This window comes from Enterococcus sp. DIV0008 (assembly GCF_050542615.1).
In the GTDB taxonomy this organism is placed as follows: domain Bacteria; phylum Bacillota; class Bacilli; order Lactobacillales; family Enterococcaceae; genus Enterococcus_D; species Enterococcus_D innesii.
Map to the genome: position 1 here is coordinate 1,832,384 of NZ_CP172937.1, position 12,705 is coordinate 1,845,088.

General features: G+C 42.3%; 12 protein-coding genes. 2 read left to right on the forward strand and 10 right to left on the reverse strand.

Features of this window, described 5'->3' with window-relative positions; all coding sequences use genetic code 11:
• Positions 1-205 precede the first annotated feature (205 nt).
• Positions 206-853: a hypothetical protein gene (locus tag IGI84_RS08755; RefSeq protein ID WP_081118618.1), complete on the reverse strand. Its 648-nt coding sequence runs from the start codon at positions 851-853 to the stop codon at positions 206-208.
• Positions 854-1,015: 162 nt separating this feature from the next.
• Between IGI84_RS08755 and IGI84_RS08760 the strand changes: the two genes are divergently transcribed.
• Positions 1,016-1,837, forward strand: a complete 822-nt coding sequence (locus tag IGI84_RS08760; RefSeq protein ID WP_077454427.1) for an aldo/keto reductase — start codon at positions 1,016-1,018, stop codon at positions 1,835-1,837.
• 136 nt (positions 1,838-1,973) lie between these two features.
• Here the strand turns inward: IGI84_RS08760 and iadA are convergent, their stop codons facing one another.
• The 4 genes from iadA to truB form a co-directional block, all read right to left on the reverse strand.
• Positions 1,974-3,158, reverse strand: coding sequence for a beta-aspartyl-peptidase (iadA, locus tag IGI84_RS08765; RefSeq protein WP_220426579.1), 1,185 nt, complete (start codon positions 3,156-3,158; stop codon positions 1,974-1,976).
• Between the two features lie 30 nt (positions 3,159-3,188).
• On the reverse strand, positions 3,189-4,880 hold the full coding sequence (gene yfcC, locus IGI84_RS08770; RefSeq protein ID WP_220426614.1) for a putative basic amino acid antiporter YfcC: 1,692 nt from the start codon (positions 4,878-4,880) through the stop codon (positions 3,189-3,191).
• Between the two features lie 239 nt (positions 4,881-5,119).
• Positions 5,120-6,073, reverse strand: coding sequence for a riboflavin biosynthesis protein RibF (gene ribF, locus IGI84_RS08775; RefSeq protein WP_220426580.1), 954 nt, complete (start codon positions 6,071-6,073; stop codon positions 5,120-5,122).
• A 2-nt stretch (positions 6,074-6,075) separates the two neighbouring features.
• Entirely contained in the window at positions 6,076-7,002 is a 927-nt protein-coding gene (gene truB / locus IGI84_RS08780) for a tRNA pseudouridine(55) synthase TruB (RefSeq protein WP_220426581.1), read from the reverse strand.
• Positions 7,003-7,124: 122 nt separating this feature from the next.
• Between truB and IGI84_RS08785 the strand changes: the two genes are divergently transcribed.
• Entirely contained in the window at positions 7,125-7,703 is a 579-nt protein-coding gene (locus IGI84_RS08785) for a phosphatase PAP2 family protein (RefSeq protein ID WP_220426582.1), read from the forward strand.
• A 50-nt stretch (positions 7,704-7,753) separates the two neighbouring features.
• Here IGI84_RS08785 and rbfA read toward each other — a convergent pair whose 3' ends face one another.
• The 5 genes from rbfA to nusA are packed head-to-tail and all read right to left on the reverse strand — an operon-like array spanning position 7,754 to position 12,704.
• Positions 7,754-8,104 carry a 30S ribosome-binding factor RbfA gene (gene rbfA, locus IGI84_RS08790; protein WP_077454432.1) on the reverse strand — a complete coding sequence of 117 codons (351 nt, stop codon included), beginning with the start codon at positions 8,102-8,104 and terminating at the stop codon, positions 7,754-7,756.
• 32 nt (positions 8,105-8,136) lie between these two features.
• Complete coding sequence (gene infB / locus IGI84_RS08795) at positions 8,137-10,869, reverse strand: translation initiation factor IF-2 (RefSeq protein ID WP_220426583.1); 2,733 nt, start codon at positions 10,867-10,869, stop codon at positions 8,137-8,139.
• A gap of 12 nt (positions 10,870-10,881) precedes the next feature.
• Positions 10,882-11,184, reverse strand: coding sequence for a YlxQ-related RNA-binding protein (locus tag IGI84_RS08800; protein WP_015509584.1), 303 nt, complete (start codon positions 11,182-11,184; stop codon positions 10,882-10,884).
• On the reverse strand, positions 11,177-11,473 hold the full coding sequence (gene rnpM, locus IGI84_RS08805) for an RNase P modulator RnpM (protein ID WP_005225922.1): 297 nt from the start codon (positions 11,471-11,473) through the stop codon (positions 11,177-11,179). Before rnpM ends, IGI84_RS08800 begins: the two co-directional genes overlap by 8 nt.
• Positions 11,474-11,489: 16 nt before the next feature.
• Positions 11,490-12,704, reverse strand: a complete 1,215-nt coding sequence (gene nusA, locus IGI84_RS08810; RefSeq protein WP_077454434.1) for a transcription termination factor NusA — start codon at positions 12,702-12,704, stop codon at positions 11,490-11,492.
• Between the last annotated feature and the right edge of the window lies 1 nt (position 12,705).

Here is a 12,705-nt window from a genome sequence, read left to right on the forward strand (position 1 = left end):
CTACAAGAACTAACACTTCCCCCAAATTGTTAGCGCCACAAAAGATAAGCTGTTGTCGGCGACTTACTGAATAAGAGTAGCTCTCTTCTTGAAAGACAATCGCTTGCCTTATCTGACTCTAGTATACCTTGATTTAAAAATTAAGTCCTATCATCTTTTTCATCAGTCTATGAAAACAGTGAGGAATGTAAGGACGCTTGATCGATTAAAAAACATGAAGCAAGATGTCGATCAAGTAACGGATCAACCGATAGGCGATAAATAAGAAAAAAATATTTCCTAGCAAAAATTGAAAAACATTTCCGATAGATCCTTTAAAGGAGCGAAAACTGAAATACCGGGACCAACGACTGAACCCATTTTGGCGATTTCGCTTTAATCGATACGCTTCATCATACTTCATCTCTAAGAGATCATAATAAAAGATCATTAGGGGTTGTTGCACAAAAAACACTTTCTTATACCCTGCCATCAGCGTGTACTGCTTATTATTGGAAGGAAAGTTGCGATTGCCGTTTTTCTTCACGCGCATCGTTGTTCCATCCTTCATGTGGAATGCATAATGATCCTCGAATTCTGTCAGTTGATAAATTTTCGGCACCTGATTTTCTTCTTCGAAAGCAAGTACGACCTCACTCGCTCGCTGATAAAGTGAAACTAACCATGCCATCATCCCTAGCAAAATAACCAACAAAATGATATTTAAAAGCAAACTTTCTTGTAACAAAAATAGGTAACCTAAGATAATCAAAATCGCCACGCCAAGAGCAATCATTCTTCTACGGAAATAACTACGATACATCAACTCAAAAGAGCGCCGATAGTAGGCAAAATCTTCTTTTACAAAATCCATTCTTACCACATCTTTCCAGGTTGAGGTTGCTGCTACTGTATCAAAGATCCCTTTGAAAGTCAATTTACCGAAAAAGTTTCAGCGTCAGATTTGTATCAAATAAGAAAACGTTTTATAATAAAAGATGTAACTAAAAAAAGCGACGAAAGTAGGTTGAAATACGTGATATTACAAGAAACATTTACTTTGCAGAACAAACTGACGATTCCTAAGATCGGCCTTGGGACCTGGCAATCTTCGCCAGAAGATGCTTACAATGCAACAAAATTTGCCATCCAAGATGGTTATCGACATGTCGATACAGCTGCTGCTTATAAAAATGAAGAAGCAGTTGGGAAAGCTGTCCGCGATTCAGGCGTTGCTCGTGAAGAGATTTTTGTTACCACGAAAGTACCTGCTGAGTTAAAGACCTACCAAGAAGCGGTTGATAGCATTGATGCTTCTCTAAAAAAACTTGACTTAGGGTATATCGATTTGATTTTGATCCATGCCCCTCGTCCTTGGAAAATCATGGGAAACAATCCAGAAAATAAAGATTTTTATCTGGAAAACATCGACGTTTGGAAAGCATTAGAAGAAGCCTACTTAAGTGGAAAAGTAAAATCGATCGGTGTTTCCAACTTCGATCAAAAAGATTTACAAAATATATTCGACCATTGCGATGTGAAACCAATGGTCAATCAGTTTATTTACCATATTGGTCGCACAAATGAAGAATTATTGGCATTTTGCAAAGAGCACGAAATTTTAGTGGAAGGCTATTCACCAATCGCTACTGGTCGTTTACTAGACAACGATGCGGTCAAAACGATTGCTGAAGCCTATGGAAAATCGATTCCACAGCTTTCTATTCGTTACCTACTACAAAAAGATATTTTGCCATTGCCAAAATCAGTTCATGAAGAATACATTTCAGATAATGCCAAAGTTGACTTTGAAATTTCTGAAGAAGACATGAAGAAATTAGATGAGCTGCAAGCATAAGAATTCTTGCATTTAAGTGAAAAAGCAGCCCGATCAAGTCCAGCAAATGCTGGTCATAGATCGGGCTGTTTTTTTGTCTTTTACAACTCTGTTTAGAAAAACAACCGACTCTTAGTCTGCCAGAATTGGCTTCTTTTTACGCTAGTTGCTCAAAGGTACCCCATACTTTCACTTCTTGTCTTTCTAGCATCGTTTTGCCTTTTGCTAGAACTGTTTCTACAGCGAATGATTTTTTGTTCAGCAAGCAAATATCAGCATCCATCCCTGCTGCAAGGCGCCCCTTTTGATCAAGCTTCAATACTTTCGCTGGATTGGAAGTGATTGCACGAATGGCGATCTCCAATGGAATCTGCTCTTTTTGGACTGCTTCTTTAATGCCTACCATCAGTGCTCGCGAACTGCCGACACCCAGACCTATGAATTGATTGTTTTCATCAAAGTAAGGGAGACTGCCTTGCCCATCAGAGGTCATGGTAAATTGATCCAGCCCGATCCCTTCTGCTAACAAACGTTTCAATCCTTTACTGAAGCGAACCTCATCGTCTTCTTTTTCCCAGAAATCAGGATCTTCACTCGCCGTAAAATCGATCGTTCCACCCATTTTTGCAAAAGCAATACTTGCTTCGAAAAGCTCGCTGGTCCGATTGGCATGTGTCGGTAAAAATTGGCTGATTGGAATCTCTGTCTCTTCGATGGTTCGTAAAAGCAGCTCATATTTTTTCTTTCCTCCACCTAGGTGGACGTTTACGATGCCTGCTTTTCCAGAAAGCATCCCACCGACACGAGCATCCGCAACCGCGCGGGTAAATTCTTCGAAACTTGGTTGTGAAGAACGATGGTCAGAAACGGCAATTTCACCGATACCAATAATTTTATCGATAGTCAAAAAATCTTGGATGATGGAATCCGTGACGGGCGTCAAAGGCAATCGATACGAACCGTCATAAAGATAAGTCGTGATGCCTTCCGCCTCTAGTCCACGGGCCTTACTGATCAAGGCAGTCATATCTCTGCCTACTCCGTCAGTACCTAAACAGCCAACCACTGTCGTTACCCCCGCAGAGGTCAGCTGAGACAATTTCACTTCAGGTGTCCGGTTTTGAAAACCACCTTCCCCGCCACCTCCTAAGATATGAAAGTGACAGTCAATAAAACCGGGCACAGCAAGCAACCCTCTGCCATCGATTTCTTCAAGAGCAACGCCTGAGAATCCTCCTTGAATCGAATCTTGAATGGCAATAATCTTGTCTTCATTTAATAAAATATCTTTTTTTCCTAAATAGTCAGGAGCGTAAACCTCCGCTTGTCGTATCACCTTCATGAGTGCTTCCTCCTCGTGTCTGATTGCTTCTTATTGCAAGCCGATCGCGACTGCAATAAAGATGAAGATCGTTCCTAATACAAATAAGAACCCTTGCATTTTGATCTGGAATTTCGCCCATTTCACCCATTCGATTCTTGCGACACCTAGCACACCGATCAGACTTGCCGATACAGGAGTGAAGGCATCCATGAAGCCTGAGCCTAATTGATAAGCCAATACAGCGATCTGTCTTGAAACACCTAAAAGATCAGCTAATGGCGCCATGATCGGCATGGTCAATGCAGCCTGACCTGAATTGGAGGTCACGATCAAATTGAAGAAGCTTTGGAAAATGTACATGAACCATGCCCCAATAAATGCTGGAACATTGCTTAACAAACCACCGATGCTGTGCAAAATCGTATTCAATGCTGACGGCACGTTGGCATCAGAACCGCCGAGAACCAGAAGAATCCCTTTGGCCATCCCTACAACGATTGCAGTTCCTGCTAATTCTGAGGCCCCTGATTGAAAGGCACTCGCCACATCATTCAAGCCCATATCTTCTAATTTGAAAAGAACCGCTATGATTCCTGCCCCTAAGCCCATAACAAAGAATTGAGAAGCGATCTCGGGAATATAATAGCCTTTTTGTGTCACACCCCATACGATCCAAATCAAGACTGCTAGCATTTCAACCAAGATCAATTTATGACCTAATAGAAAGGGTTTTTGCTCACTAGAGGTTTTCTCAAGATGATTTCTAAAATATGCATCCGATTGATAGGTTAGTGACTTCTCCGGATTCTTGCGGATTCTTTCGGCATAGATCATAAGGTATGCTGCAGATAATGCGGTAACCACGACCCACATGATGATTCGGAACGTTGCCCCTGAAAGAACCGGAATACCTGCGATCCCTTGAGCCACTGCCACACTAAATGGACTCATCCACGAGGTGGCATTCCCAATCTGGGAGGCGACATAAGTGACAGTGACCGCCACGATCGAATCATACCCTAATGCGATCACGAAAGGTACCATGACCATCGAAAACGGAATGACTTCTTCTGCCATCCCAAAAGTAGCACCCCCAAATGAAAAAGCAAAGAACAATAACGGCAATGCCAAACGTTCTAATCCACGGGTTTTGCTGATAAACGCAAAGATCCCTGCATCGATCGCTCCGGTTTGCATGATAATACCAAATGCACCCCCGACCACTAAGATCAGCGCTGCGATCCCAACTGCTGATCCATATTTATCGCCAGAAACCAACCCTTCAAAAACAAAATTTAAAAAGCCGAAACCGTTAAAGTCATCAGTTCCCCAAACCTTGGCTGTTTTATGCAGTTTTTCAGAAGTATCATAAATTTTTTCCCCGTAAAGACTGTAAAGCGTATCATCGGTTAGTCCCACCTCATCTAATTGACTCTGGGATAACTCTTTAGGCCCTTCAGCTAGAACAGCTGCTAAAGCCTCAGGATCGACATCTAATTCTTCCAGCTCTTGTGGATCGTCTTCCAATTGATTCAACTGTTGATAGACGTATTCGTTATCTAACGGGTATGCATAACGAAACGAATCTTGCATTAAGACCGTTCTGGTACTGATTTCCCCATTTGCATCGGTATACTCGATTTCTTGTGTACTAAATTTCCCAGCAGGAACTAAGAAAGTCAGCAACCATGCCAACAGCACAACACCAAAGATGATGACATACGTATGCGGCGTTTTCATTTTGGTTAAATCTTTCTTATCTTTCCCCTTTTTTGCTTTTTTTCCAATTGTCACTTTTTCTCTCCCTTTCCCTTTGCAGCGTACTGCATAAATTATCATTTTAGCCTATTTTTTAGTATATCGAAAAAACGTTTTTTCCTCATGGGGAAAGCATTAGAATTCAAATAAACTACGTTATAAAAAGAGAGAAAAAGAAAAAGTGAAAAGAAGCCAGAAACGCTTCTTTTCACTACGAATGATTAGTTTTCTTCTGAAAGGCCATCAAAATAAGCTTCAGTGTCTCGTTCGTCTTGCTTTAATTGTTCGATCAATGCTTGCGCACCATTGAAAGCCACTTGATCACGCAAGAAATGATGCCAGCGGATTGCCACAGTTTCCCCATAGATATCTTGGTGAAAATCGAGAATATAGATTTCAACTGTTAACTGGCGCCCTTGACCAAAGGTGTCATTGTGACCAATCGATCCCATCGATGGATACCACTTGTCACCGACTTTGATTTCCGTCACATAGACACCTTCTTTTGGCAACCGAACAGTGCTCTTCACTTTGATATTCGCGGTTGGAAACCCAAGTTCTCGTCCTCTAGCATCACCGTGAACGACGGTTCCTTCAAATTCATAAATATACCCTAACAAGCGATTGACTTGCGCCATATCGCCATTTTGTAGCGCAGAGCGAATGCGTGTGGAGCTTACCTTTTCTTCATCAAACGATTCTTGCGCGACAGTCATAACTTCAAAACGTCCTTCTGCATAGGTTGGCAACAGCGCCATGTTGGCAATTTCCTTCTTGCCATAGGTATAGTCAAAACCTGCAACAACAACTTTTGCATGCAGTCCGATCATGTATTCATCTACAAATACTTGCGGTGCCAAATTTGCAAAAGCAGAAGTAAATTCAATGATATAAAGAATGTCTACCCCAAGTTGTTCCATATGCGCTTCCTTTTGAGCCAAACTGGTCAGGTATTGCATTTTTTCAGGATCGACTTTTTGAAACACGATCGAGGGATGTTGATTAAAGGTCATCAACGCCAATTTTAACCCTTTTTCCTCTGCAATCTTGCGCCCTGTTTCAATGACTTTCTGATGGCCTAGATGCACGCCATCGAAAAAGCCTAAAACTAAGACGATCTCCTCTTCAGGAATCGTTGCGTGATCATAAGGGTGTCTCATTTCAATGATTTCCATGTTCATTCTCCTATTTCTGTACGGATGACTTTTACCGGTTTCATCATATCGTGGTATTTGTCATGAGCTTTATAAATACTAATTAATTTTTCTTGATAGAAAATCGCCACTAACTCTTCTGGGCGCTCTTGTAATCCAAATGCACGAAATGGCAAACGCATGCCATTTTTTACTTTCTGCCAGAGGTCCGCATCGATCGTCACTTGAACAAACTCCGATACCCCGTATTCTAAAGGTAGTAGTAGTTCCGAAACACGTTGTTCATCGACTGCCTTTTGAACCTCTGCAATCGTGTAAGATTCTTCTTTAGAAAAACCACCGCTTTTTAGGCGAGTCAAATCAGACATATGCGCGGGTACACCCAGCAATTTCCCTGTGTCGACCGCTAATGTGCGAACATAAGTCCCTTTTCCACAAGAAACTTCAAAACGCCAGCTTTGCGTATTGTCCTCATGAGTAACCGGCTCTGAAATTCGTTTAAAGGAATAAATTTCGGCTTTGCGTTGTGGCCGCTCGACGGTTTCATTGTTGCGGGCATATTCGTAAAGTCGTTTGCCATTGACTTTGACCGCCGAATACATCGGGGGTACTTGGGTAATCGTACCCGTCAACTGTTTCATTGCCTGATCGATCTCTTCCTTCGTAAACGGACGAGTTAGTGCTTGTTGTTCAACGATATCCCCCGACCGATCTTCTGTAGTGGTACTGAACCCCAAGGTGATTTCCCCGGTGTAGACTTTTCCAGAATCAACCAAGTATTCAACGATCTTCGTTCCTTTTCCGATACAAATGGGCAAGACACCATCCACGTCAGGATCTAGTGTGCCGCTGTGCCCAATCTTTTTTGTCTTTAATATTTTTCGTAATTTAAACACGCAGTCGTGACTAGTTTGTCCACGCTCTTTCCATAATGGTAAAATCCCGTCCATCGTATTCCTCCATTTCACTTCAACTTGCTTATTATAACATATAAAAAAAAATCATTGCACGACAAAATCCTTTTCGCACCTTCTCATTACATGATAAACTAAGCATATAAGGAGGTCCTAAAATGGTTGTTTTAATGATAGGCTCATTTATTGGATTTGCCATTTTTTTGATCATGATTCAGCTCGGCACGATGCAGCGTTGGGAAGAAGCGTTTGCTTTGCAGATCATCCAAAGCCGTACTCCGTCTTTGACGCGCATGATGCACTTTTTTACCAATTTAGGAAAAGCCTTTCCGACAGTTGCGATCGCTTTACTGTTGTTTGCCTTTCCATCATCGCGGGCGGATCTTGCACCAAAAACAGCAGTCAGTATCTTCATAGTATCAGCAGCTGCTTATCTTATCAAACGAATCGTCCGAAGAGATCGGCCGATCGATCATCGTTTGGTTGAAGAAAAGGACCATAGTTTCCCTAGTGCCCATGCTGCCACATCAGCCGCTATGTACGTAACGATTGCTTTGAATCTTGGAATTTTGGTTCCCACAGCAGTCCTTCCGATGACTCTACTGGCAATTTTGTTGAGCTTTATGATTGGCTTTAGCAGAGTCTACTTAGGGATCCATTTTTTAACAGATGTGATTGGCGGTTGGCTTTTGGGGACAGGGGTTGCTGGACTGGTCACTTTACTGATGAATACCTGATGCTCATTTCAAATAAAAAAGAACAGCTTCGATTGGAAGCTGTTCTTTTTTTATTCTTCTGAGTGCAATGAACGAATCATTTCATCAATTTTATTCCCGTATTGTACAGATTCATCCAGTTCAAATTGGATTTCTGGGACTTTATAGAGCGTTAACGCTTGACCTAATTCACGACGAACTAAACCAGTTGCTTTTTCCAGTCCTGCTTGGGCTTTTTGCTTATCTGAAGCTAAGTCCGTTAGAGTGCTGTAAAAGATCGTTGCTTGCTGCAAATCTCCAGTTACTCGTACATCTGTGATCGTCACATCTTGCACGCGAGGATCACGAACTTTTTTACGAAGAATTTGATTGACTTCTTTTAAGATTTCTTGTGCCACTCGGCGATCTCGATAATTAGCCATTCAAAAAGCCTCCTTGTATAGTTGTCATTCCGTTATTTTGTCGGTACTTCTTCCATCACATAGCCTTCGATCACGTCATCAACTTTAAGATCGTTGAATTTCTCGATCATCGCGCCACATTCAAACCCTAGCTTCACTTCTTTGACATCGTCTTTGAAGCGTTTCAAGCTGGCAAGTTTGCCTTCATAGATAACGATACCGTCGCGGATCACGCGGACGCCACTGTCACGGCGAATGCTGCCTTCCGTCACATAGCAACCAGCAATCGTACCCACTTTAGAAACTTTGTATGTTTCACGAACGATCATTTGACCAGTGATTTTTTCTTCGAATTCAGGATCAAGCATCCCTTTCATCGCAGTTTCGATTTCTTCGATCGCTTTGTAGATGATGCGATGCAAACGAATATCGACTTTTTCCGCTTCCGCTTGCTGTTTGGCTTGCGGTGTTGGACGGACGTTAAATCCGATGATGATGGCATTACTTGCCGCTGCTAGCGTTACATCACTTTCATTGATGGCACCAACGGCTGAATGGACGATGTTTACTCGCACACCTTCCACATCGATTTTCTTCAATGACGCAGCTAATGCTTCAGCTGAACCCTGTACGTCTGCTTTGATGATGACATTTACTTCTTTCAGTTCGCCTTCTTTTAGACTTTCAAACAAGTTATCTAATGTCACACGACTACTTGATGCGCGTTGCTCCATTAAAGCACGTTTTGCCCGTTCTTCCCCTGCTGCCCGAGCTGTTTTCTCGTCTTCAAAAGTAACGAAACGATCACCTGCTTGAGGGACATCGTTCAATCCTGTGATTTCGACAGGTGTAGCAGGTCCTGCTGTTTTATCACGACGACCTAAGTCATTCGTCATTACCCGAACACGACCGAAGGTATTCCCTACAACGATTGGATCACCTACATGAAGCGTTCCTTGTTGAACCAATAGGGTAGCCACAGGTCCTTTTCCTTTATCAAGGCGTGCTTCAATGACGGTACCGATTGCCCGTTGGGTAGGATCAGCTTTCAAATCTTCCACTTCTGCTACTAAAAGAATCATTTCAAGCAATTCTTCAATGTTTTGCCCAAATTTCGCTGAGATTTCAACGAAAATCGTATCGCCACCCCAGGCTTCTGGGATCAACTCATGTTCACTTAATTCTTGCATCACGTGTTGTGGGTTGGCACCTGGCTTATCGATTTTGTTTACTGCAACGATGATCGGCACTTTTGCTGCTTTCGCATGGTTGATTGCTTCCACCGTCTGTGGCATCACACCATCATCAGCTGCGACAACTAAAATCGTGATATCGGTGATACTTGCTCCCCGTGCACGCATACTGGTAAAGGCCGCATGTCCAGGAGTATCTAAGAAAGTGATTGGTTTGCCATTGATGTCGATTTGGTAAGCCCCAATATGCTGGGTGATTCCTCCAGCTTCACCACTCGTCACTCGTGAATGGCGTAAAGTATCAAGCAAGGTTGTCTTCCCATGGTCAACGTGTCCCATGATCGTCACAACAGGTGGTCGTGACACCAAGTTCTCTTCGACTTGTTCTTCTTCTTCAAAGAATTTATCGATGTCTGCGATATCCACTTGGACTTTTTCTTGTGGTTCAATTCCGTAATCAGTAGCAAGCAGTTCAATCGTATCTTTATCTAAAGGTTGGTTTTGATTGACCATAACCCCCATCATAAAGAGTTTCTTGATGATTTCAGCTGGTTCACGGTAGATTTTTTTCGCGATATCCGCTACGTTCATGCCTTCTGTGTATTCCAATACTTCTGGTAACTCACGGAATTTACGTGCTGGAACTGGCGGTTTCTTTTCCGTCTGCTGACGGCCTTTTTTGCCTTTTTTGTTAAATTTGTTGCGATTGTTATTGTTGAAATTGTTATTGCGTCCACCGTAATTTGACTTGCCGCGGTTTTGATTTCCTCCACGGGAATCATTCGATCCTTGCGTACGGTTATTGTTACGGTCTGCCCCTTGCGTATTTCCTGCAGATTGAGCGGCCGGACGGTTTTGCTGCCCTTGATTGTTCGGACGGTTTTGTTGTCCTTGGTTTGTTGGGCGGTTTTGTTGCCCTTGGTTGTTTGGACGGTTTTGCTGTCCTTGGTTTGTTGGGCGATTTTGTTGCCCTTGGTTATTCGGACGATTTTGTTGTCCTTGATTGTTTGGACGGTTTTGTTGCCCTTGGTTATTCGGACGATTTTGTTGTCCTTGATTGTTTGGACGGTTTTGCTGTCCATGGTTTGTTGGGCGGTTTTGTTGCCCTTGATTATTCGGACGATTTTGTTGTCCTTGGTTTGTTGGGCGATTTTGTTGCCCTTGATTGTTACGATTCTCTTGGTTATTCACTCGATTATGACTTCCTTGGTTATTTGGTCTGTTACTTCCTTGACTGTTCGTGCGATCTACTTGTCCTTGACCAGCAGGACGGTTATTACTTTGCGCAGTTCGCTGTTGACTTTGATTGTTATGACGGTTTTGGAAGTTAGGATTATTTCTTTGCGTTTTAAATTTCTTTTGTTCTTGTTTTTCCGGCTGGTTGGCTGGTTTCTGATTTGCGGGATTTGAGTTTGCAGATGTTTTACCATTTGGATTGCCGCCTAATGACTGCTGCAATTTCTGCGCCTCTCCATCTGAGATCGCGCCCATATGATTTTTGACATCAAAGCCTAAAGATTGTGCTTTTTCAACAACCTCTTTGCTCGATTTGTTCCATTCTTTTGCAAGTTCATAAATTCTTTTTTTCCCCATGCAATCACCTTCCTAACCTAATATTAATTCCTGCACCTTCCTTGCAAATCCTTGATCTAAGATGCCAATGACCATTCTTGGTTTCCCAATGGCCGCACTGATTTCATCAGCAGAAAATGCATCTAGGAGCGGAATTTCGTAATAAGAACTTTTGTCCTTAATTTTCTTTTGTGTATTTTTACCAGCATCACTGGCGACAATGACCAAAGCAGCTTTCTCATTGCGAATCTCTTTTAAGGTCATTTCTTCACCAGTCACTAATTTCCCAGCACGCATGGCTAGTCCTAACATATTTAATGCTTTGGTTTTATTCATTTGCAAATAACTCTTTTCGCGCTTTTTGGTGCGTTACATAGTCCAATAGTTCTTGGTAAAATTCATCTGTCAATTTCGTTTCCAACACTCGATCTAAAATACGCTTATCCCAAGCTTTCTGGGCTTCAGCCGGTTCGATCGCTATATAGGCACCACGACCAGGCATTTTTCCGGTTGGATCAATAGAAACAACGCCTTCTTTTGAACGAGTGATACGAAGCATTTCTTTCTTAGGCAACATTTCACCTGAAATCACTGATTTTCGTAAAGGAATTTTTCGTTTTTTCATCACGATCTCACCTCAACTATTTTTCGTCAAACTCAACATTTTCGTAATCATCTGCAGTCATGTCTGATGAAAGGATTGCTTCATCGAGCGTTTCTGTAGATTCCGTTGCTTCTGTGCTGATTTCTTCGGCAGCTTCTGAAGCATTTGCATCATACTCATCGATATAGTCGCCTTCATCCAACTTCGCATAAAACTCTTCCATGTCTGTTTCTGATTTGATATCGATTTTGAAGCCAGTCAATTTGGCTGCCAGACGGGCATTTTGTCCCCGTTTACCGATCGCCAATGACAATTGGTAATCAGGCACGACAACGGTACAAGACTTCGGATTATCAACATCGAAAATAACGTCGCTAACTTCCGCTGGATTCAATGCATTGGCAATGAAGATCGCTGGATCTTCATTCCATTCCACGATGTCCATGTTTTCGCCTTTTAGTTCATTGACGATTGCTTGAACCCGTTGCCCTTTAGGACCTACACAAGTGCCGACAGGATCAACGTTAGCATCAAAAGAACGAACAGCCACTTTGGCACGATCCCCTGCTTCACGAGCGATACTTACGATCTCTACAGTACCATCATATACTTCTGGCACTTCTTGTTCAAATAATCGGCGTAGCAAATCTGGATGGCTACGGCTAACAAATACTTGAGGCCCTTTAGACGTATTTTCAACACGAGAAACGAATACTTTGATCCGATCATGGGGTTGATAAAACTCATTTGGCATTTGGTCTTGTTTTGAAAGCACTGCTTCAATTTTACCTAAGTTCACATAAATATAACGATTGTCTTGACGCTCTACGATTCCTTGTAGAATGTCTTTTTCATAAGCACTAAATTCGTTATAGATAATGTTTCTTTCTGCTTCTCGAACTCGTTGCAAAATGACTTGTTTGGCCGTTTGCGCCGCAATACGACCAAAGTCTTTAGGTGTTACTTCAAAGCGGATTTTGTCGCCGATTTCATAAGCGGGGTTGATTGTCATCGCTTCTTTTAATGAAACCTCTAGTTGCGAGTCCATGACTTCTTCTGTCACTTCTTTGACTGCATATACGTGGATGTTGCCTTTTTTCTGATCAAATTCCACTTCCACATTTTGTGCTTGCCCGTAATGACGTTTGTACGCTGAAACCAATGCCGCTTCCAAGGCATCGATGACAATCTCTTTTGAAATGCCTTTCTCTGCTTCTAATGCATCCAATGCATTCAACATTTCTTTACTCATG